This window comes from Archangium lipolyticum (assembly GCF_024623785.1).
Classification (GTDB): domain Bacteria; phylum Myxococcota; class Myxococcia; order Myxococcales; family Myxococcaceae; genus Archangium; species Archangium lipolyticum.
On the sequence record NZ_JANKBZ010000014.1, the window covers coordinates 86,535 to 108,601 of the forward strand.

The following is a 22,067-nucleotide window of genomic DNA, read 5'->3' on the forward strand; positions in this document are numbered from 1 at the left end:
CGTCTCGACGGTTCGAGCCAGGGGGGGTGCACAGCGTTGAATCCAGGACGCTGACAAGGAGCACCCACCGTGGCCACGGAGACGACTGTCCAACCGCCCCGCGAGGACGACACCCATGCGCTCATACCCCCTTCCGTACAGCACGCGATCCATCGGGCCTTCCATCGGGGTGCGGATGCCGGTTTCCCCAGCGAGGCCCTATTCGGGGTGCTGCCGCTCAAGCGGCTCATCCCGCAGGACATCCACAGCGTGGGCGACTACCTCGGCGCGCTGGGTGTCGGCACTCTGGCGGCTTGCAGCGGCACGTCGCGCGGGCGCGTCGCGGGATTGATGCTCGCGCTGTCCGGCGCGGGCGTGTCACTCGTCACCGACTACCGGCTGAGCCTCAGGAAGTGGCTGCCCATCGAGGTGCACGAGGCCATCGACTACGTGTGGAGCGTCGCGACCATCGCCACCCCGTGGCTGTTCGGCTACGCGAAGAAGGCGCCCGCGGTGGCACTCGGCCAGGTGCTGGCGGGCGTGGGCTACATCGTCTTCTCCGCCCTGACGGACTACCGGGGCCAGGTCGGAGCACGCTGGGGCAAGCACACCTATCTGACGACCGGGCCGGTCAACGGCTGAGCGGCCCGGTCGCGCGGCTCACGGCTGGCAGGTGACGCGGGCGCTGTCCATGGTGCACGTGCTGCACGCCTTGACCTGCACCAGCTTGCCCATGCGGCACTCGAGCACGGCCTTGCCGTCGGCCGTGCACAGCCCGCGGCCCTCGGCGGACGCCGCGCACGCGTCACCCTCGACGTTCCCCCTCAGGTCGCAGCTCACCGTCTGGTCATCCTCGGTGCATCCGGTGGGGCCCTTGCAGGGCAGCGCGCGCCATTCCCTGTCGCGGCACTCGAGAGCCTCTGTCTCGGAGGAGCAGGTGTAACCACCACCCTCGCACTTGTCGCCCGCCTTGACGCCACAGGCGGAGAGCACGAGGGAACCGAGCAACGGGAGCAGGAACAGGGAGCGGTTCATCACGGCGCCGGACGATTCCAGGCGCGGCGAGCCCGGTCAACCCAAGTCACTCCCCGAGCGTCTCGCGGAAGTACCTGCGGAAGTTGCCGCCGAGGATGCGCTCCACGAGCGCCTCCGGGTGGCGGCGCAGCAGGGCCTCGGTGAGCTTGGGCAGATCCGTCACGTCCCGGATGCCCTTGGGCAGGGCCACCATGCCGTCGTAGTCCGAGCCGATCCCCACCCCCTCCTCCCCCATCACCCCCAGGGCATGCTCGATGTGCCGCACGACGTCATCGATGGCGTCCCCACCCAGGTACACGGGCGCGAGGATGATGCCCACCACGCCGCCGCGCTCGGCGATGCGGCGCAGCACCTCATCGGAGAGGTTGCGCCAGCCACCGCCCGCTCCACGCACCCCCGTGTGCGAGGAGAAGAAGCGCGCCGTGGGGTGGGCCAGGATGTCCTCCAGGGTCCGCTCGGAGGCGTGGGCCACGTCCACGCCCATGCCCACGCGGGCCATCTCCTCCAGCACCGAGTGCCCCAGGGGCGACAGCGGCCGGTTGCCCATCAATGGGAAGGAGGAGCCACCCGCCTCGTTGTTGGACAGGTGGGTGAGGCCCATGAAGCGCACGCCCCGGCGGTGCAGCTCGGCCACGCGCTCCACCTGCCCCTCGATGGCGTGGGCCCCCTCGATGCCGAGCACGGCCGACAACCGCCCCTGGGCGAGGTTCTCCTCCAGCGCCCGTCCCGAGGTGGTGATGCGCACCTGCCCCTCGGAGCGGCGGCAGAAGTCGGCCAGCCGGTCGATCTGCCAGAGGGCGCGTGTCCACTCGCTCTCGCGGGCCTCGCGAGGCCAGCCCCGCCACATGGCGAAGGCCTCGAAGCCGCCGATGAAGGGGAAGCCGCGGGTGACGATGGTGAAGCACTGCAGCTTCATCCCCACCTCGCGCAGGCGGGGGAAGTCCACGTGCCCCTCGGAAGAGCGCTCGCAGAGGTCGCGGTTCCACATCAACGAGTCCGCGTGCCCGTCCGCGATGCACCAGCGTTGGTGGAGCTCCAGCACCTTGCTCGTGTCCATGGTGGCAGTCTCGGATCTCCGGCATCCCACCACAAGCGTTCCGGAACGACGGCGGCCCCCGCCCGGAGGCGGAGGCCGCGTCTCCCTCCGTCAAGAGGAGGTTACTTCTTCTGCTGACCCGGGTGCTGGGCGCTCAGCTTCTCCACCTCGATGCTCTGGAGGAGCATCTTGCCGTTCGCATCCAGCTGGTAGGAGGCGCGGACCTCGTCACCCGCCTTCAGGTCCGTGAGGGCCACCGGCTTGTCGTCCTTCATCACCCGGACCTGCGAGTTCGCCTGGAACTGCATGACCTGGTTGTTCTTGTCCGGGACGATCAGCTTGAGGGTGTTGCCGGAGGTGGACTGGATGGTGCCCTCCACCTCCTCGGTCTTGGCGTTGGCCACGCCGCTGCCACCCGTGGCGCTCGTCTGGTCATCGTTGTTCAGCTGCTCGTGCTGGGCCGCGGCCAGCTCGCGCTGCTCGTCGGTCAGGTCCTTCTGGGCCTCGGCCACGTCCTGCTGCGCGTCCTGGCGCGCCTCGGCGACCTCCTGCTGCGCGCTCTGCTGCTCCTGCGCCACGTCCTGGCGCGCCTCGGCCACGTCCTGGCGCTTCTCCTCGACGTTGTTGCTCTTGCAGCCCGCCATCAGCCCCAGCCCCGCCACCGCCACCACCGCCGTCATGAGCTTCCGCATGTGCTGCTCCTTTCGTCGCTCACCGAGGAGGGAGCCTCCCCGGCGTGTGGCAGGAAACTGGTGGCCCCTCCCGCGGGTGCACAGCGCTTGTCGGAATGAAAAACCGGCACAGGGGGAGCCGGCCGAACGGGGAGCGCCCGGCGGCCCGCCTGCTCAAGATGGCTGGATTCCTGGAATATCCCGCCAATCCATGCGACTGGAGGTCAGGCTCCCTCGTACACGTCCGGTCAGCGTCTTCACCCCACCCCATCCATGACGCCAGTATGCTGCGGCCCGTGAGCCACCCTCTCTCGGATCTACGCCCCCTGGCGCTCGGTGAGATCATCGATCGCTCGGCCACGTTCTGGCGCAAGCACCTCAAGACCCTGTTCCTGCTGAGCCTCGGCTTCAACCTGGCCACCTACATCGTCACCAAGGCCATGCAGCTGGCGATGCAGCGCAACCTCAAGGTCATCCAGGAAGCGGCCGCGGGCCGGGGAGATCCCTCCACGGTGCTGGTGGAGTACGCCCGGTTCCTCGCGGTGCTGACCGGAGCCATGATCGTGACCTTCTGGCTGTACTGGATGTCCACCCTGGTGGTGTCCCGGTACGTGGTGCCCACCCTGCTCGGCGAGACGGTGAGCCCGGTGGAGGGCCTGCGGCGCGGGCTGAAGCGGCTCGGGACGCTCACCGGTGCCTTCATGCTGTCGCTGCTGTGGGCGGTGGGCGCCAACCTGCTGATGGCGATCCCCGGAGGGCTGGTGACCGGGGCGGGCGCGGGTCTGGTGGCGCTGTCGAGCGGCACGGGCGCCCGGCTGGCCGGCGGTGTCCTGTTGGGGGTGGGCGTGCTGCTGCTCCTGCTCGGCCTGGCGGGCGGCATCCTCTGGTACCTGCTGCGCTTCTCGCTGCTGGCCCCGGTGGTGGCCATGGAGGACCTGTCGGCGGCGAGCGCCTTCCGGCGCTCGGGCCAGCTGCTGTCGGGGCGGGTGGAGCCGGGCTTCCTCGGGCGCGTGACGGTGCGGGCGATGATCCTCGTCACCGTGGTGTCGGTCATCCTGCTGGCGGTGAGCCTGCTGTCCGGTCTGCCCGCGCTGCTCGTCCAGCTCGCCTACCGCAATCCGCTCGATCCGGCGTCCGTGGCGGCCAACCCGGTGCCCCAGCTCATCCTCGTTCCCACCGAGCTGCTCCAGGTGGCGGGACAGGCCGTGTTCAGCCCGCTGGCGCTCGTCTTCTACGCCTTGTTCTATCTGGACATGCGCGTGCGCCGGGAGGGGTTGGATCTCGAGCGGCGCCTGGAGGCGCGTTGATGCCTGGGTGGGTGCTGCTGTGGCTCGCGGCCGTGCCCTGCGACGGACATGCACGGGAAGCCCAGCAGCTCGTGGAGCTGGCCACGCGAGCGCCGGAGTCGCTGGACGCACGGCTCGACGCCCTGGAGCACCGCTGGGGAGGCCTGCCGCTGCGCTCGCCGGACGACGACACACCCGAGGAGCGCGCCCGGACGGCGGCCCGCCGCCTCCAGGGCGTCTGCGCGCAGCTCTCGGCCCCCGCGAGCGCGGAGAACCCCGCGCCCCGCTCCGAGCCAGCCCGGCTGCAAGAGATCCTCTCGCGGCCCGAGTTCGCCCTGGCACGGGATCGCCAGGGAGATCTCCTCCAACGGCTGGTGCGCACGGTGAAGGAGTGGCTGGAGGACCTGCTACAGACGAGCGAGGCGCAGAGCTTCGCGACGGGCACGCGGACGGCGGTGCTGGTGCTGGGGTTCGCGGTGGTGCTCTTCGCGGCGCTGCGCCTGCGCCACTGGAGGCGGGGCTCCGCGCGGCGGAGGGAGGAAGCCGGTACGGGCCCGGCGGCGGCGCTGGTACTGGACTCGCCCGGTGAGCACCTGACGCGGGCCCGGAAGGCGCTGGCGGGCCAGCCACGCGAGGCCATCCGGGAGGGACTGCTGGCGCTGCTGTCCTCGCTGGAGGCGAAGCGGCTGGCCCGGCCGGATCGCGTGAAGACGAACCGCGAGCTGGTGGGCGAGATGCCCGGGCGGGGGGCCTCCACGCAGCTCACGCGCGAGGTGGAGCGGCTGGTGCGCTGGTACGACCGGGCCTTCTATTCGCTGGAGCCGGTGCCAGCGGAGGACGCCGCGCGCTTCGTGGACCAGGTGGAGCAGCTCCACCGCGAGCTGGCGGGAGCCGCGGCATGAAGGGTTTGAGGACGGCGGCCATCTACGGCGTGCTGGTGGCGCTCGCACTGGCGCTGGGGCTCGCGGTGAACCAGACGCCCCCCCAGTCGACGGTGCCCTCGGTGGACAACCCGGGGCCCCAGGGCCTGCGAGCGCTGTATCTGTATCTCCAGGAGTCGGGCGCGCCGGTCTCGGCGCCCCGGGAGGCGTTTGGAGAAGCGGGACCTCCCTCGAGCGTGCGCACGCTGGTGGTGGCGGCGCCAGCGGGGCGGTCCGTCTCCGAGGAGGAGGCCGATGCCCTCCGCCAGTGGGTCTCCAGGGGAGGAACGCTCGTCTACCTCGTGTCGAGGGAGCCGAAGGGCAAGCAGCCGCACCTGGACGACTGGCTCCAGGTCTCCTCGGGCCCGCTGTCGTCACCGGGCTCCGAGGGCCTCCCCGAGGGGGAGAAGGATCTCACGGGGACGACGGCGCGCGTCTGGGTGCCGGTGGGCGCGGCGCGAGGGCTGGAGCGCTTCCGGGTGTCACTGGATCGTGGCCTCGTGGTGGAGCATCCGGAGGCGGTGCCCCTGGCGGGAACGAAGGGCGCGGCGGTGATGTGGCGGGTGCCGGTGGGCCAGGGCGAGGTGTACGTGCTGGCGGGGGTGGACCTGGCGGAGAACCGGCGGCTGGAGCTGCTGGACAACCTGCGCTTCTGGGACGCGCTGGCGGCGCGAGGGCCGATCGCGTTCGACGAGTACCACCACGGCGTGGAGCCCAGGCCGGAGCCGCCGTCGGCCCGTGCCCTGTGGGTGTTCGTGGCCCAGGGCCTGGTGGTGGGGCTGCTCTACGCCGTGTCGCGCGGAACCCGCTTCGGTCCCCCCCGTCCGCTCGTGGTGGAGAAGCACCGCTCGGCAGTGGAGTACGTGCGCTCCCTGGGCTGGCTCGCCCGGCGCTCGAAGGTGGAGCGCGAGCTGGTGCCGGAGCTGGCCCGGCAGCTCCGGCGGCGGATGCACGAGCGGTTGGGCATCCCCCTCACGCTGCCGGAGGACGAGGCGGCACGTGCCCTGGAGCACACCTGCGGGCTTCCCGCCGCGGACTACCTGGCCGTCCGGGAGGACCTGAGCCGCACCCTGGACCAACGCGACATCCGCCCCGGTGATTACGCTCGCCTGGCGCGCCAATACGCGAGGATCGAGGAAATCATCACAGGCCGTGCGGCCGCGGATCCACGCGCGGAGTGAAGCGCCCTACACAACGTCCGGGCACACGAGCGGAAGTGCCTGCGAGAAGACGTCTCCACGCCCCTCCCCTCGCCCCCTCTTACCGTCACACGGTCCGACGGGTTAGGCTGATGAGGGGGGAGTGGTCTCTCACTCTCGGGCCCTCGGGCCCCTCTGGAGGCCTGCCCAGCCAGGCCCTTCAGGCGGAACGGTGACGCGCATGGAAAGCCGGAGTCTCATCAGCCCCACCATGTCCCCCGGCTCGCGGGAAGAGCTGGAGTGGCGCCTGTCTCTCGTCGACCCCGCGGAGAGCATCCGGGGCGTCGTTTTCAACAGCGTGTTGGAGGTGGTGCGGCAGCTGGGAGACGAGCACGCCGTCAAGCGCTGCCTCGCGGTGGCACACGAGGGGCGCTTCATGGACTACTTCAACTACCCCTACCGCTCGCTCATCGAAATGACCTACACGGCGGCGGAGCTCCTCGCGGAGAAGTACGGGGGCGTCGAGAAGGCGCTGTGGCAGATGGGCTACCAGTCCGCCATGAGCTTCTACTCGTCCACGGCGGGACGGGCCGTGTTGCTGCTGTCGCGGGGAGGGCCCTCCCGGTTGCTCGACACCATGCCCTCCGCGTTCCACACCACGTGGAAGAGCGCCGAGGTCTCCACGCACCTGACGGGACCCCGGAGCGCCGTCCTCACCTACAAGCGCGACTTCATGCCCCGCGCCTATACGGAAGGCGGAATGCAGGGGACGTTCGAGGCCGCCAAGGTGAAGGGCTTCAAGCTCACCGCCCACCCCATCGGTCCGCTCGACACCGAGTACCAGATGACGTGGGACTGAGGACTCCGCCCGTCAGGAGCGGAGCCCCGTCCGAGGGCCTCGGGGGCCCTACTCCTTCATGAAGAGCCCGGCGGCCCGGAGCAGGCGCAGGGCCGCGAGCGACGTCTGCAGGCGCTCGGAGATGGCACCCACCTCGGCGTTCGTCAGCGCCGAGTTGGCGTCCGCGACCTCCAGGTAGGTGGCCACACCGGCCTTGAAGCTGATCTCCGTGAGGCGCTGCGTCTCACGCGCCAGCGACAGGGCCTCCTCGGCCTTGGCCAGGTTCGCCTTGGCGTTCTCGTAGTCCAGCCGGGAGCGGGACACCTCTTCCACGGTGCGCGCCTCCGCCTGCTTCTGCTGCGCCGAGGCCTCGGCCACGCGGGCGGACTCCTCGCGCAGGTTGATCTCCCGGATGCCGCCGTCCCACAGCGTCCACTGCGCGCTGAGCGTCAACGCCCACGAGTCGTTCTGCCCCGTGAAGCCCGCCGCGTTGCTGACGCGGTAGACGCCCGAGAAGCCCACCGAGGGAGCGTAGGAGAACCACACGCCCGTGCGGCGGCCCACCGCCAGATCCAGGTTGCGCCGCGCGGCGGCCACGTCCGGCCGCTGCTCCAGGCCCTGCTTGATGAGCTCCTCGTCGCTGTTGGCTGGCACCTGCGGCACCGGCGGCAGCTCCAGCGCGAAGTCCGCTTTGCGCTGGATGAGCGTGGCGAGCGCCAGCCTCGCGGAGGCGAAGGCGTTGCGGGAGCGCACCAGGTCCTGCTCGGCGCGCGCCCGGTCGAGCTGCGCCCGGAGGAGCGCCACCCGCGTCACCGTGCCCGCGTCGAAGCGCTTCTGCGTGTCCTGCTCGCGCGCCTGGTTGACCTGCAGCAGGAACTCCGCGGCGCGGATGGCCTCCTGGTAGCTCGCGGCCCCGAAGTAGGCCTGGGCCACGGCGAAGAGGATCTCCCGCCGAGCGTTCTCCGTGTTCAGCTCCGCCACGTCCGCGGCGATGCCCGCGTTGCGGATGGCGGGCCACAGCGACGGGGCGAGAATGGCCTGCCGGACTTCCGCCTGGGCGGCGAGCTGGTCGTACGGCTGGATGACGATCTCGGGCCCGCCACCGGGAAACGCCACCACGGCTTCGTTGGAGTTACGGGTGTAGCTGCCGCCCACGGAGACCGTGGGCAGGTAGGCCGCCCACGCCCTGTTGGACGCAAGCCGTGCCTGCTCCAGCCGGGCGCGAGCCACCTGGAGGTCCAGGCTGTTCTCGCGCGCGGCCTGAAGCGCCTCGTCGAGGGTGAGCACCGGCGTCGCGGTGCTCACGGTCAGTGTCAGTGCTAGCAGGGCAATCATGCCGCCTCCTGATCATTCGAGGGCCGCAGCTCGGTCAGGTGACCGCCGCCGTAGGCCCGGGCCACCTCGGCCTCGCCCGTCTCCTCGGGCGAGCGCTTGGAGCCGAACTTCCGGCTGAACCACGCCGAGGCATCATCGAAGAGTGAATACACCACCGGCGTCATCAACAGTGTGAGAACCAGCGACAGCGTCTGGCCACCCACCACCACGCCCGCGGTGGCCTGGTTGAAGCTCGCACCCACGCCCTTGGACAGCAACAAGGGAATCATGCCCGCCACGAAGGACAGGGTGGTCATGAGGATGGGGCGCAACCGGTCCTTGCTTCCGTGGACGATGGCCTCCAGCCGGGGCAGACCCTCGCGCCGCAGCTGGTTGGTGTGGTCGATCTGCAGAATGGAGTTCTTCTTCACCACGCCGAAGAGCACCAGCAGGCCGAGCATCGAGTACAGGTCGAGCGACTGCTTGAAGATGAGCAGCGACACCAGCGCGAAGGGCACGGTGAGCGGCAGGGAGACGAGGATGGTGATGGGGTGGATCCACGACTCGAACTGCGCGGCGAGGATCAGGTACATGAAGACGAAGGCCAGCGCGAAGGCCATGAGGAAGTTGATGGCCGTGCGGGCGATCTCGCGGGACTGACCCGCGGGCTTGGCCACGTAGCCGGCCGGCAGCTTCGTCTCCTCGATGACCTTGTTGAACTGCTCCACGACCGTACCCGTGCTCACGCCCGGAGCGGTGTTGGCCGAGAGCATGATCTGCCGCTGGCGGTTCATGCGGTTGATCTGCGAGGGACCCTCCTCCTCGCGCAGCTTCACCACGTCCGTCAGGGGCACCGAGCCCAGCCGCATGGAGGGCACGGTCACCTGCCCCAGCGCCTCCACGCTGTCGCGAGAGCCCGGCTCGGCGCGCAGCCGCACGTCGTACAGGTTGCCGTTCTCCACGTAGGTGGACACGTCGAAGCCACCCACCAGCATCTGCAGGGTGCTGGCCACGTCGGGCACCTGCACGCCCAGGTCGGCGGCGCGCGAGCGATCGATGTACGCGCTCACCTCGGGCTTGCCGATGATGAGGTTGCTGTCCGCGTCCACCACACCGGGGATCTGCTTCAGCTTCCCGAGCAGCACGCTGGCCTGCTTGCCCAGCTCGTCGAAGTCGGGGCCCGTCACCACGTACTGGACCGCGGCCTGGGTGCCGGCGCCACTGAAGAGGGGCGCGTTGGACACGCTCACCCGGTACTCCTTGGGCAGCTTGGAGGTGATCTCCTGGCGCACCCGGTTCATGATGTCGTCCTGGGTCTCCCGGCGCTGATCCGGGTCGACGATCCTCACGAAGATGCCGGCCACGTTGGGGGTCTTGTCCGCGCTGTCGCCGATGGTGACGAGCGTGGAGAGCGTCACCTCCGGCAGCTTCTCGCGGATCTCACGCGCCACGCGCTCGGACACCAGGAGGGTGGAGTCCAGGCTGGTGCCCTCCGGCATGCGGATGGTCACCTGGTACTGGGCCTCGTCGCTCTTGGGGAGGAAGCCCGTGGGCACCGCCTTCATGAGCGGCACGCAGGAGCCCAGCGTGAGCACCGACGCCACCACCATCAGGCCGCGGTGCGCCATCACCCAGCGCAGGGCGCGCTCGTAGGCGCGCTCGAGGGGCATGTAGACCACGTCGGTGACGCGCTCGAGCAGGGGCTTGCGGTGGTGGCCATGATCCGGAGCCGCCGAGCCGCCCACCAGCCAGCGCGCGCACAGCATGGGCGTGAGCGTGAAGGACACCAGCAGCGACACTGCGATGGAGAAGGCCATCGTCCAGCCGAAGCTGCTCAGGAAGCGACCGGGGATGCCTCCCATGAAGGCCACCGGGAGGAACACCGCGATGAGCGACAGCGTGGTCGCGAGCACCGCGAGGCCGATCTCCTTCGTGGCCAGGATGGCCGCCGGGAAGGGCTTGAGCTTCTTCTCGTGGATGAAGCGGTGGATGTTCTCCAGCACCACGATGGCGTCGTCGATGACGATGCCCACCGCCAGCGCGAGCGCCAGCAGGCTGATGGTGTTGAGGTTGAGCCCCGCCGCGTTCATCAGCGCGAAGGTGCCGATGATGGAGGTGGGGATGGCGAGCGCGGCGATCAGGGTGCTGCGCCAGCTACCGAGGAACAGGAGCACCACCAGCGCGGCGAAGACGCCGCCCAGCAGCAGGTGCTCCTTCACCGCGTTCACGCTGGTGATGGTGGTCTCCGAGTTGTCGCGCACCACTTCCAGCGAGTAGCCCGCCGGCAGCGTCTGGCTGAGCTCACCCACCCGGCGGCGCACCTCCTGCACCAGGGCCACGGTGTTCTCACCGGACTGCTTGCGGATGGACAGGAGCACCGCCGGCTTGCCATCACGCACGGCCGCCGTGTCCGCCTCCACCTGGCCGTCCTCCACCCGGGCCACGTCCTGCACGCGCAGGATGTGACCGTTGCTCTCGCGCAGCACGAGCTGGCCCAGCTCCTCCACGCTGGAGACGCGCCCGCGCAGACGCAGGGTGAGGCGCTCCGGACCCGTCTCGATGCTTCCGCCCGGCATCGACATGTTCTGCCCGGACAGCGCCCGCTGCACGTCCGCCGAGCTCACGCCCGCCGCGCGCATCTTCACCGGGTCCATCCACACGTTCACCTGGCGCTTGCGGCCACCGATGAGCGACACCTGGCCCACGCCCGGCACCGTCTCCAGCCGGCGGCGCAGCACGCGGTCCGCGTACTCGGTGAGCTCGCGCACGGGCCGCTCACCCTGGACCGCCAGGATGATGACCGGCACGGCGTCCGGATCGAACTTCTGCACCAGCGGCGTCTCCACGTCGCGTGGCAGCTCGTAGGTGATCTGGTTGATGCGGTCGCGCACCTCCTGCACGGCCACGTCCACGTCCTTCTCCAGGACGAACGTGACGATGACCTGGCTGACGCCCTCCGCGGTGATGGAGGACATCTCGTCGATGCCGGAGATGGTGTTGACCGCCTCCTCGACCTTCTCGGTGACGTCCGTCTCCATCTCCTCGGGAGAGGAGCCGGGCAGGCGCGTGATCACCACCACGGTGGGGAAGTCGAGCTTGGGGAAGCGGTCGACGGTGAGCTTCGAGTACCCGGCGATGCCGAGCACGCAGATCAGCAGGATGAGCACCGACGCGAAGACGGGCTTACGGACACAGATACTGGCTAGCCATTGCATGTGTGGTGTCCTCGCCTACTGCAGCTTCTGGCCGTCGCGCAGGTCTTCCCGCGCCACCGCCACCACGCGCTCGCCCACGCGAACGCCCGCCATCACACCCAGCGAATCCGACGAGGACTCGCTCACCTGGACGAAGCGCTCCTCCAGCCGCCCGTCGCTCACCACGAAGAGCTTGCGGCGCGCGCCGTCCTCCAGCACCGCCGAGCGCGGCACCACTGGCAGCTGCTGCTCGCCGAGCTGCACCTTCGCGGTGGCGAACTGGCCCGGCAGCAGCGCGCGGTCCTTGTTCGGAACGAGCGCCTCCACCACCAGGTCCCGGGTGCCATTGCGCAGGCCCGCGCCCACGAAGGACACCTTCGTCTTGTGCACCACGTTCGGCGCCGCCGTCAGCGTGAACTCCACCGACTGATCCTTCTGGATGAAGGCCGCCGAGGACTCCGGCACGGTGAGCGACAGCCGCAGCGGATCCAACGCCACCAGCGTCACCACCTTCGAGTCCTGCCGGACGTACTCACCCACCGACACCACGCGCTCGGACACCACCCCATCGAAGGGGGCGCGGATGGTGGTGTCCGTCATGCTGATCTCCAGCATGGACAGGCGGGCGGTGGCGGAAGCGACCTGGGCCGCCGCGTTGCGGCACTGGGCCTGGGAGCGGTCGAAGTCGGCGGAGGAGATGCTGCCCTCCTTGGAGAGCTTCTCGCTGCGCGCGCAGTCGGCGTCGGCCAGCTGCTGCTGGGACTTCGCCAGGGACAGCTGGGCCCGGGCCTCCTCGAGACTCGCCGTGGCCGAGCGCCCATCCAGCTTCACCAGCACGTCTCCCTTCTTCACCACCGAGCCGCGCTCGACGTGCACGGACACCACCTTGCCCATGGCACCGGCCGCCACGTCCGAGTCCTCGAAGGCCGACAGCGAGCCGGTGAGCGTGAGGTAGCGCGGCACCTTCGCCTCGCCCACCTGCACCGTGTCCGCCTTCACCGCGGCCTCCTGGGCCGAGGCCTGCTGCTGCCCCTTCTTGCTCTGCGCGGCGTCCACGCGCCCTCCGCAGCCCGCGCCCAGCGTCAGCACCAGCCCACCCGCCACCAGCACCTTGTACACCGGCGCCTTGCCCGTCCTGCCCTGTCGATGAAGTTTCCGCATACCCGTGCTCCCGTCGCCGCCCCCCTCCGCGAGAGGGGTGATTGCTCGGCCCGAGATAAGTTAGTGAACGCAAACTAACTAACCCCGGGGGGGTGGGTAATGTCAAGCAAACGATGGGGCAGGCAAACGGACGTCACCGGGGGGTTGCAGGTGGGCCCGTTTTGGTGTCGGGGCGCGCCAGGAGAGCGAGAATTCCCAGGTAGTACCAATTGCCTTGCATGCCCGGCACTTCGTCTTAGTCTGTCCGGGCGCGAGCCCGAACCGTGTGGGCCGCGGCCTACTCCAGGGAGTGATGTCCATGCAGAAGCTTCGGTTGTCATTGCTGATGGCAGGTGTCGTCTCGCTCGTCACGGGTTGCCAACCCGAGGCGCCCGCCTCCGGCGCCGCGCTGAGGACACACGAGTCGGCCCTCTCCGTGCAGGGAACTTGGAGCAGCAACAGGTCCATGTTCACCGAGGAGCAGGCCCACACCGCGACGCTGCTCAGCTCGGGCGAGGTGCTGGTGGCGGGCGGCTACGACAGCGCGGGCTCCGTGGTGCGCGGGCAGATCTACAACCCGTACACCGACAGCTGGCGCCCCGCGGGGTTCATGAAGAAGTCGCGCTACGACCACACCGCCACGCTGCTCCCGTCGGGCAAGGTGCTGGTCGTCGGTGGCCGCCACATCTCGTCGGCGGGCCCGGCCCTGCCCGACTTCGCGGAGGTGTATGACCCGGCCACGGATACGTGGAACAACACGGCCAACGCCTCGGGGGGCCGGCTCGGCCACTCCACGGTGCTGCTGGACTCGGGCAAGGTGCTGATGACGGGCGGCAACTACGGCTCCATCCACGTCACGCGCGACGCGAAGCTGTACGACCCGGCCACCGACAGCTGGAGCATCGCCAGCTACATGAACGAGAAGCGCGAGGGCCACACCTCCACGGTCCTCTACTCGGGCAAGGTGCTGGTGACGGGCGGCTCGTGGTCCGGTCCGGGCAACTCGACGGAGCTGTACGATCCGGCCACCGACACCTGGACGCCGGGACCCTCCATGCAGCAGTCCCGCGCCTTCCACGTCGCGGTCGAGCTGTACTCGGGCTACGTCCTGGTGGTCGGTGGCGACAGCGCCGGCTCGGCGGAGCTGTTCGACCCGTACAGCGAGACGTGGCTCCCGGCTCCGCCCTGCCCGGTGTCGGGGGGCAAGCTCAGCGCGACCCTGCTCTTCTCGGGCGAGGTGCTGGTGACGGGCAACGGCACGGCGAACGCGGCCCTGTACGACCCGGCCACGAACACGTGGCTGCCGACGGCCCCCATGCAGCAGTCGCGCTGGGACCACGCCGCGACGCTGCTCCATACCGGTGAGGTGCTGGTGACGGGCGGCGGCTCCAACGGGGACTTCACCGAGACCTCCACCGTGGAGCGCTTCAAGCGCTGAAGGGGATTCACCCGTGCGCGGGATGTGACAGACTCTCGTGTGCCTGTGGGCCGGCAGGTCGTGAATGCACGAGGTGTCCATGTCCCGCAGGATGCTCCGCCGTACCCTGGCCCGGTTGCTGCTCGCGGCCCCCACCCTCCCACTGCTCGGTTGCAACCTGTACGAGAGCTCGTGCGGCCCCGCTGGCGAGGGCAGCGGCCAGCCCTCCAAGGGCAACCAGACGTTCCGCATCGCGGAGATCCAACTGGCCGATGGCGGCACGCCCGCTCCGGGCGCGTCCTGCGAGGAGCTGTGCGTGGCCGTGGCCCCCCAGGACAACCCCCCAGGACCCTGCAGCCTCCAGAACGGTGATGGCGGCACGCCCGAGATGGTGACGTGCACCGTCACCTTCCTGTGCGAGGGCCGCCGTCCCGAGGGCCTGCTCAGTGACGGTTCCGTGGACGGTCGTGTGTCCGCGCTCGGGGCGCTGTTCGCGAGCATGGCCCACCTGGAGGCCGCCTCCGTCCCCGCCTTCGAGCGGCTCGCGCGGGAGCTGGAGGCACAGGGGGCCCCCGCCCGCCTGGTACGCGCGGCCCGGCGCGCCGCCGCGGACGAGGTGCGGCATGCACGCGCCATGGGCACGCTGGCCGAGCGGCACGGCGCGCCCGTGCCCGCCGTGGAGGTGGAGCCCTTCCAGCCTCGCTCCCTGGAGCGGCTGGCCCTGGAGAACGCCGTGGAGGGCTGCGTGCGCGAGACGTTCGGCGCGCTGCTCGCCGGGTGGCAGGCCCGGTGTGCCGGAGACGCGCGGGTGCGCCAGTCCCTGGCCCACATCGCTCCGGACGAGCTGCGGCACGCCGAGCTGTCCTGGGAGATCGACGCGTGGGTCCTGAGCCGGCTGGACGAGGCGGCGCGGCGACGCATCCACGAGGCGCGCCGCGAGGCCCTGCGCACCCTCCAGCGAGAGGTGGAGGAGAGCGTCGAGCAGGAGGAGCTCGTGCGGCTCGCCGGACTGCCTTCGCGCGAGGATGCCCGGAAGCTGGTGCAGGGGCTCTCCGAGTGGGTGATCTCGGCCGAGGCCTGAGCGCCCCCGTGGTAGCGTGACGGGCCGATGAGCGTGAACCTGATCCGCGAGCTCGCGTCCGTCCTGCCCCCCGAGGCACTCGTCACCGATCCCGACGTGCTCGAAGCGCACCGCCGCGACCAGGCGGGCTGGGCCGAGGCCGGTGTCCCAGGGGTCCTCGTCCGTCCGGCCTCGACGGCCGAGGTCCAGGCCGTGCTCCGCGTCGCGGCGGCACTGCGCGTGCCGGTGGTCGCCCGCGGAGCGGGCTCGGGGCTGTCGGGCGGCGCGAACGCCACGGACGGCTGCGTCGTGCTCTCGCTCACGCGGATGAACCGCATCCTGGAGATCGACCGGCGCGGCATGCTCGCCGTCGTCCAGCCGGGCGTGCTCAACGGCGCGCTCAAGGCGGCCGCGGCGGAGCAGGGGCTCTGGTACGCGCCGGATCCCGCGAGCTGGGAGTTCTCGACCATCGGCGGCAACGTCGCCACCAACGCCGGCGGCCTGTGCTGCGTGAAGTACGGCGTGACCGGGGATGCCGTGCTCGGGCTGGAGGCCGTGCTCGCGGATGGCTCCGTCGTCCGCACCGGCGGCCGCACGGTCAAGAACGTCGCCGGATACGATCTCACCCGGCTCTTCGTCGGCTCCGAGGGCACGCTCGGTGTCGTCACCGAGGCCACGCTGCGGCTGCGCCCGCGCCCTCCCCCGGCCACGACGCTCGTCGCCTCGTTTCCAACGCTCGTCGGCGCTGGCGCGGCCGTCACGGAGATCATGGCGAGCACCCGCCCCTCCGTCCTCGAGCTGATGGACCGGACCACGGTGCGCGCCGTCGAGTCCTTCAAGCCCCTGGGTCTGGACGTCGAGTCCGCGGCGCTCCTGCTGGCGCGCTCGGATGCCGGGGGTGAGCAGGGCGTGGCGGAGTGCACGCGGATGGTGGCCGCCTGCGAGGCCGCCGGGGCGACCTTCGTCGCGCACTCCGCCGACGAGGCCGAGGGCGAGCTGCTGCTCGTCGCGCGCCGGCTCGCCTTTCCCGCGCTCGAGCGCCAGGGGGCGACGCTGCTCGACGACGTGGGCGTGCCGCTCTCTCGCATCGCGGAGCTGCTCGCGGCCGTCGAGCTCATCGCCGAGCGGCGCGGCGTGCTCATCGGCACGTTCGGCCACGCGGGCGATGGGAACATGCACCCCACCCTCGTCTTCGACCGGAACGATCCGGACGCGGTGGCGCGGGCCAAGGCGGCCTTCGACGACATCCTCCGCGTGGTGCTCGACATGGGCGGCACCATCACCGGCGAGCACGGGGTCGGCGCGCTCAAGCGCCCCTTCCTCGCCGCTCAGCTCGGCCCCGAGTCCCTGCGGCTCCACCACGCCATCAAGACCGCGCTCGATCCGCTCGGCCTCCTCAACCCCGGCAAGCTGCTCTGACTCGGGAGCGGCCTGTTTTTCTCATCCGCTGAGACGACTCTGGATGTCGTGCGATGGCCCGGTTTCCCCCGCACCGGGGATCTCGCGGAAGTGTCAGCTACAAGTAAAATCGCCCTACGGGCTTGGTCACCCATTCGGTTCTTGACATACTGGAAACGGACGGGATGATCGAATATCCCGTTTTATTCCTGTTTGGAGAGAGCCCGGATGAATCAGGTTCGCCTACACCGTCGACATCCGCGTGGCATGACGTTGCTGGTGGCTCTTGGGACACTGGCGGTGGTGACCGCGGCCACGCTGGTGAGCCTGCGCATCGTCAGCCAGGAGAGCGAGCTGCAGGGAGGTGAGCGGCGTACGCGCGAGGCCTTCTTCGCCGCCGAGGCGGGCCTGGCCGAAGGGCGGGAGGTGCTCACCACCTTGTTGGGCAATGGCGCCAACAACAACAACTTCAACGCGGTGATGGCCCAGCTCGGCGATCTCTACTCGGCCGGGCAGGGCCTGGATGGGGTGGTGAACGAGCCCGACTTCCCGGGCAACGGCTGGTACGAGGTGATCCCCCAGAGCCGCTACAGCCTGTTGGCGGGCGCGGGCCAGGCGGTGGATCCCAATGTCGCGACGCCCATGCGGGAGATGCGCGACCCGAACGGCCGCACCTACATCTCGTTCCCCGAGCAGTCCACGGTCTTCTATCGCGTCTTCATGCACGACGACGACGACGACAAGGACGAGCCAGGCAACCCGAACGATGGTCGCCGCGATGATACCAACAGCTCCGTCTGGCTGGTGTCCATGGGCGAGGTGCAGGGGAAGGGCGGCGTCGTGCTCGCGCGGTCCGTGGTGCGTGTCCTCGTGTCCGCGGGGTTGTCGTCGCAAGTCGCCAGCGGCTACGGCGGACAGAAGCTCGGCGGCTCGGACAAGACGTCGGGCACGTCGCTGGACACGTCGCCCCCCAATATCGCCCAAGGCACCACCTTCTGAAGTTCCCCCCCTCGCCCCACCCCCCCACCGGTATTCGAGGCTCGTAATGAACCGACCCTTCCTGCTCCTCCCGCTGCTGCTGGCGCTCCCAGCGAGCGCGGGCGACGCCGATTTCGGCAAGAAGGCCTTCGAGGCGGCCTGCGCGCAGTGCCACGTGGCGGAGCCCGCCCGTCCGGACGGAAAGAACGCCGCCCCGGCCAACCTCTCCCTCTGGCTGAGCACCCACTCGGGCACCGAGCTGCGCAAGTGGGTGAAGGACCCCTGGAAGGTGCGGGCGGACACGCAGTGCGATCCGCGCCAGTTGCAGCCCCAGTACGTCAGCGACCTCATCTCCTACCTGCGCAGCGCCCAGACGCCGGCCACCCCGGCCACCCCGGCCCCCAGCTCGCGGACGCCCGCCAAGAGGAACTGAAATGCACGCGCCTCGTAAGACCCTGATGGTGGCGCTGCTCTGCGCCTCGGCCGCCACGGCCCAGACAGGTGGACCCAGTGGGAACGGTGGTCTGGTGGCGCTCTGCCACGACACCACCGGACAGGACCGTCAGCCGGACTTCAGCCCCTCGGCGGGCTTCGACTGGACGTCCGTCTCCCTCACCAACGACAACCCGCCCGCGATCCGGTTGAACACCAACCTCGAGGTGCTCAACACCGAGCACATCTACTTCCCCTTCACCCAGCAGGTGAGCGTCAGCTACCTGTACGAGTCCGCCGGCAACTCCGCCGCGCTCGGCTACTTCTATTACAAAGACCTCATCACCCGCGGGTACATCAACACCAACGGCACCCCGAAGGACAGCAGCGACGACAAGCTCGCGGACAGCGACAACAACGGCATCGCGGACTTCCACGAGGACCTCTACTCGTTGTCCATGACCCGCGATTACATCGGTGGCACCAACCGCCGCTGCCCATCGCGCACCTTCACCTTCAACGGCAAGACCTTCTACGAGCCGGAGCTGGCCCTCCGGGAGTGCAACACCGGGACCTTCATCACCCAGACGCTGAAGGACGCCCGCCCTGGCCAGACCAGCCGCAACATCTCGGTCCACCTCGTGGGCCAGGCGCCCTCGGCCAACCGTTCCGGCTCGCAGTTCAGCGATCAGGGGCTCTACCCCACCATCCCCAACCTCCTGGAGCCGATCGACGACAAGAACAAGAGGGTGAGCGCTGACAGCACCGAGAAGGGCCGGGGCATCGGTCACCTCATCTTCCTGCACTCCGACGACGACACCGACACCAGCACCTACAACAACATGACGCCGGTGGGGGACTCCTCGGGCCAGTTCAACGGCATCCCCGACTACAACGCCTCCGCGTACGACCAGGATGGCCGGCCGTTGGTCACGCCTCCGGACAATCAGCTCAACGAGGAGCGCGACCGCACGGTCAACCTGGGAGAGATCAAGGGCGACGAGGAGATCGTCTTCTACATGGTGTCCTGGGGCAATCCCAACCACGCTCCGGGCGGCGGGTCCCCGCAGGTGTATCCCTGCCTGAGCTTCGACCCCGCGCCAGGTGGCGCCTGCAAGCTCCACCTCGTCAGCCCCACGGTGGTCTTCTTCTCCAAGACGTTGCTGAACATGGATCAGAACGCCCTGGCCCCCACCACCGCCAGGGACGCGGCGGGCAACAACATCTCCGTGGTAGCCAAACGCGACATCGGCTGCGCGTATGGCGCGGGCACCTGCAACCAGACCGGTGAGGCGCTCGAGGGCTGGCTGGACCAGGCCACGCTCAACCGCCTGCAGACGGAGCCGGCCTACCGCAACCTGAACATGCCGCACGAGAAGGCCTACGTGAAGGCCGACACGAGCGGCCGCAACGTGCTGCCCCACGTCCTGGTGGGCGCGCCCTCCACCGACAAGTTCCGGTGGGTCCTCGGCTTCGAGGACCTCTCCGGCGGCGGTGACCGCGACTTCAACGACGTGAGCTTCATGATCCACAAGTCCAACGGCGGCGTGGTGCGCTCGGCCGTGGTCTCGGGGGACCTGTCCCCGAGCATCTCCCAGGACTACACCATCACCGAGGTGACGTTCCGGGCGGTGGACGAGCCCTATTACAGCTCCACCAATCCGGCCCTGTGCCGGACCCGTCCGGCCGAGGATCGGCCGCGCATCACCTACCAGGTGGCGCTCGACTGCAAGGTGTGCACGGCCAACTGCAGCACGACCAACCCCACCCTGTCGGTCAACGACAACCCCACCTGGACGGACGTGCCGCTGGACGAGCCGCCGGCCAACGGCGCGCAGCGCGACTCGACGGCGACCATCCGGGACTTCCTGCAGCGCAGCCTCACCGGCTCCCAGCTGTGCTGGCGCTCCATCATGCGGAGCAAGGACGACACGTGCCAGCCCACCATCCGCAACATCAACGTCTCCTACAAGGCGATGAAGGCCGGTGACTACGGGCGCGCGGCCGTCTCCACCGTGGCCAACACCGTCCTGTACGGGGCGTACGAGACGCCCGGCCGCACCTGGTTCGAGAACGGCGTGACCCAGCCCTCCACCCGCGTGGTGGATGGCCGGTTGGATCTGGCCGAGCGCGGCCACCTCTACCTCAAGGAGCTCTACAAGCCGGAGATCCCCACCGCCACCACCGGCCGGCTGCTGTGGGACGGCGGCCGCAAGCTCGGCGAGGTCGTGAGCAGTGAGGAGCCCACCGGCTGGCGCAAGCTCATCACCATGCGGCCGAACAACACCCGGGCCGAGCTGAAGGACGTGCTGCTCGACAACAACGGGGGCGAGGCCTTCTCGTCGACCAACTGCGGCGCGGCCAACGGCGGCCGGTGGGTGTGCGACCTGGATGGCAGCGGAGGCACTCCCGGAGCGGAGGATCGCGCGCTGCTGCGCAACTGGCTGTATGGCTGGGAGCGCCGCAACGGCACGGCGTCCACGAACCAGAAGCGCACCTGGCCCATGGGCGGCATCCAGCTGTCCACGCCGGCCATCATTGGCGGTGGCTCCACGCCGCCCTGGTGGACGCGCGTCACGGGCACCGAGCAGGCCAAGTTCACCTCCAACTTCATGGCGGACGCGCGGGTGAGCCAGCGCTCCACGGTGGCCTACGTGGGCACCACCCAGGGCTACCTGCACGGCGTGCAGGCCGGTGCCCTGCGCATGAAGGACGACCCGTGCACGCCGGAGCGCGATGCGCGCGGCCACTTCGAGGGCTGCAACGACAGCCGCAACTACGGCACCGCGCGCGAGCTGTTCGCCTACCTGCCGCGCAAGCTGCTGCCCAACTACGTGGAGTCCTACCTGCGCCAGGGCAATGGCAAGCGCGCCCTGGTGGACGCCTCGCCCTCCGTGGCGGACGTGGACCTCGGCTTCGGCTCGTACAACCCCACGGGTGGCAACACCTCCACCCAGCCGGCCTGGACCATCGGCACCAACCCCGGCCCCACCGAGGGCGCCAAGACGGTGCTCGTGACGCCCACCGGCCCCAGCCTCGGCGTCGTGTTCGCGCTGGACATCACCGATCCGTCCCATCCGTCCTACCCGCAGCCCATGTGGGAGTTCGACATGGCCAACGACGCCGTGTCGATGAGCGGTGTGAGCGATGCCCCCACCTCCGTCACGTCGATGACCGTGGAGGACGCCTTCGCCGACATGAACGCCGACCTGGTGCCGGATACGCGCGGCTCGCGTCACTCCACGCCCATCGTGCGCATGGACTTCGGGGCGCAGGGCGGCCGCAAGTGGGTGGCCGTGGTGGGCACCGACTACGTGCCCAACGCCGGCACCGCTGGCGCCCTGTACCTGCTGGACATGAAGACGGGCCTGCCGGTCCAGGTCACGGGCTCCAAGGCCGCCTCCCGGCTGGCCGGCGTGGTTCCCCTGGCGGACGGCGAGGGCGTGGGCGGTGAGCCCGCGGCGGTGGATGCCAACGAGGACGGCTCGTATGACCTCATCTACGCCGCCACGACGGGCGGCAAGCTCTTCCGCATCAGCACCACCCAGGTGGACCCCGAGCGCGGTCTGGGCAAGACGTTCAGGGTGTGCGAGCTGGCGGACGTGAAGCAGCGGCTGAGCACGGAAGGCCGCTCGGACGCGCAACACCAGGGCGTCTACTCGAGCATCTCGGTGCGCCTGCAGGCCGGCGCCACCGGCAAGGTGGTGCGCGTGTACCTGGGCACCGCCAACAACCCGGACATCTCCGACGAGCCGGCCGACCTGGCGAACCCCCGGCCGCACGGCTACGTGCTCGCCTACGAGGACGCCAACCCCACGGCCAACAACTGCGCCAACGCCACCCACCTGTGGACCCAGCAGCTGGGCGAGGGCCAGCTCGTCTGGGGTGGTGTGGCCATCGCCGGTGACAGCGTGTACACCACCACCGCGGTGGGCAAGGCGGCCAACGCCTGCGAGCTCAGCCCGACGGACAGCGGCAGCTTCTACGCCTTCGCCAGCAACACCGGCGTGGCGATGCCCAACTCCGGGACGCCGCTGGGGGGCCATGGCCTGTCCACCCCGGTGGTACACGACGAGCACCTGATCATGCTCACCGCGGATGGAAAAGTGATGGTCAAGGGCGACCCCGCCAGGTGGAACAACCAGACCGCGACGACCAACTCCGGGCCGGTGCGCATCCGCGTCTGGGACGCGAGCGCGAGCGGGCGCCTGCAGCCGTGAGGACTCGAGC

General features: G+C 69.8%; 17 protein-coding genes. 11 read left to right on the forward strand and 6 right to left on the reverse strand.

Annotated features, from left to right (window positions below):
- Positions 1-69: 69 nt before the first annotated feature.
- Positions 70-621 (forward strand): hypothetical protein, encoded by a 552-nt coding sequence (locus NR810_RS27745; RefSeq protein WP_257456987.1) that lies wholly within the window; start codon positions 70-72, stop codon positions 619-621.
- A gap of 18 nt (positions 622-639) precedes the next feature.
- Here the strand turns inward: NR810_RS27745 and NR810_RS27750 are convergent, their stop codons facing one another.
- The 3 genes from NR810_RS27750 to NR810_RS27760 form a co-directional block, all read right to left on the reverse strand.
- A complete protein-coding gene (locus NR810_RS27750) occupies positions 640-1,014 on the reverse strand; it encodes a hypothetical protein (RefSeq protein ID WP_257456989.1) in 375 nt (124 codons plus the stop codon).
- A gap of 46 nt (positions 1,015-1,060) precedes the next feature.
- On the reverse strand, positions 1,061-2,071 hold the full coding sequence (locus NR810_RS27755) for a dipeptidase (protein WP_257456990.1): 1,011 nt from the start codon (positions 2,069-2,071) through the stop codon (positions 1,061-1,063).
- 101 nt (positions 2,072-2,172) lie between these two features.
- Positions 2,173-2,742: a hypothetical protein gene (locus NR810_RS27760; RefSeq protein ID WP_257456992.1), complete on the reverse strand. Its 570-nt coding sequence runs from the start codon at positions 2,740-2,742 to the stop codon at positions 2,173-2,175.
- 275 nt (positions 2,743-3,017) lie between these two features.
- On the opposite strand from NR810_RS27760, the gene NR810_RS27765 reads away from it, so the two are divergent.
- From NR810_RS27765 to NR810_RS27780, 4 genes are all read left to right on the forward strand, one after another.
- On the forward strand, positions 3,018-4,028 hold the full coding sequence (locus NR810_RS27765) for a hypothetical protein (protein WP_257456994.1): 1,011 nt from the start codon (positions 3,018-3,020) through the stop codon (positions 4,026-4,028).
- Positions 4,028-4,909, forward strand: coding sequence for a DUF4129 domain-containing protein (locus NR810_RS27770; RefSeq protein WP_257456996.1), 882 nt, complete (start codon positions 4,028-4,030; stop codon positions 4,907-4,909). Before NR810_RS27765 ends, NR810_RS27770 begins: the two co-directional genes overlap by 1 nt.
- A complete protein-coding gene (locus NR810_RS27775; RefSeq protein WP_257456997.1) occupies positions 4,906-6,108 on the forward strand; it encodes a DUF4350 domain-containing protein in 1,203 nt (400 codons plus the stop codon). The genes NR810_RS27770 and NR810_RS27775 overlap by 4 nt, the downstream gene beginning before the upstream one ends.
- Before the next feature lie 199 nt (positions 6,109-6,307).
- Positions 6,308-6,925 (forward strand): DUF2378 family protein, encoded by a 618-nt coding sequence (locus NR810_RS27780; protein WP_257456999.1) that lies wholly within the window; start codon positions 6,308-6,310, stop codon positions 6,923-6,925.
- A gap of 48 nt (positions 6,926-6,973) precedes the next feature.
- On the opposite strand, the gene NR810_RS27785 is transcribed toward NR810_RS27780, so the two are convergent.
- Genes NR810_RS27785 through NR810_RS27795 form a run of 3 tightly spaced genes read right to left on the reverse strand, consistent with a single transcriptional unit; the run spans position 6,974 to position 12,573 of the window.
- Positions 6,974-8,239, reverse strand: a complete 1,266-nt coding sequence (locus tag NR810_RS27785) for a TolC family protein (protein ID WP_257457001.1) — start codon at positions 8,237-8,239, stop codon at positions 6,974-6,976.
- Positions 8,236-11,433, reverse strand: a complete 3,198-nt coding sequence (locus NR810_RS27790; RefSeq protein ID WP_257457003.1) for an efflux RND transporter permease subunit — start codon at positions 11,431-11,433, stop codon at positions 8,236-8,238. The genes NR810_RS27785 and NR810_RS27790 overlap by 4 nt, the downstream gene beginning before the upstream one ends.
- A gap of 15 nt (positions 11,434-11,448) precedes the next feature.
- Positions 11,449-12,573 carry an efflux RND transporter periplasmic adaptor subunit gene (locus NR810_RS27795; RefSeq protein ID WP_257457005.1) on the reverse strand — a complete coding sequence of 375 codons (1,125 nt, stop codon included), beginning with the start codon at positions 12,571-12,573 and terminating at the stop codon, positions 11,449-11,451.
- Between the two features lie 298 nt (positions 12,574-12,871).
- On the opposite strand from NR810_RS27795, the gene NR810_RS27800 reads away from it, so the two are divergent.
- The 6 genes from NR810_RS27800 (at position 12,872) to NR810_RS27825 (ending at position 22,057) form a co-directional block, all read left to right on the forward strand.
- Positions 12,872-13,990 (forward strand): Kelch repeat-containing protein, encoded by a 1,119-nt coding sequence (locus NR810_RS27800; protein WP_257457007.1) that lies wholly within the window; start codon positions 12,872-12,874, stop codon positions 13,988-13,990.
- Between the two features lie 79 nt (positions 13,991-14,069).
- Entirely contained in the window at positions 14,070-15,050 is a 981-nt protein-coding gene (locus tag NR810_RS27805; RefSeq protein ID WP_257457009.1) for a hypothetical protein, read from the forward strand.
- Between the two features lie 27 nt (positions 15,051-15,077).
- Entirely contained in the window at positions 15,078-16,448 is a 1,371-nt protein-coding gene (locus NR810_RS27810) for an FAD-binding oxidoreductase (protein WP_257457011.1), read from the forward strand.
- Between the two features lie 207 nt (positions 16,449-16,655).
- Complete coding sequence (locus NR810_RS27815; RefSeq protein ID WP_257457013.1) at positions 16,656-17,426, forward strand: hypothetical protein; 771 nt, start codon at positions 16,656-16,658, stop codon at positions 17,424-17,426.
- Between the two features lie 46 nt (positions 17,427-17,472).
- Positions 17,473-17,838 carry a cytochrome c gene (locus tag NR810_RS27820; RefSeq protein WP_257457014.1) on the forward strand — a complete coding sequence of 122 codons (366 nt, stop codon included), beginning with the start codon at positions 17,473-17,475 and terminating at the stop codon, positions 17,836-17,838.
- 1 nt (position 17,839) lies between these two features.
- On the forward strand, positions 17,840-22,057 hold the full coding sequence (locus NR810_RS27825; protein ID WP_257457016.1) for a DUF4114 domain-containing protein: 4,218 nt from the start codon (positions 17,840-17,842) through the stop codon (positions 22,055-22,057).
- Positions 22,058-22,067: the final 10 nt, after the last annotated feature.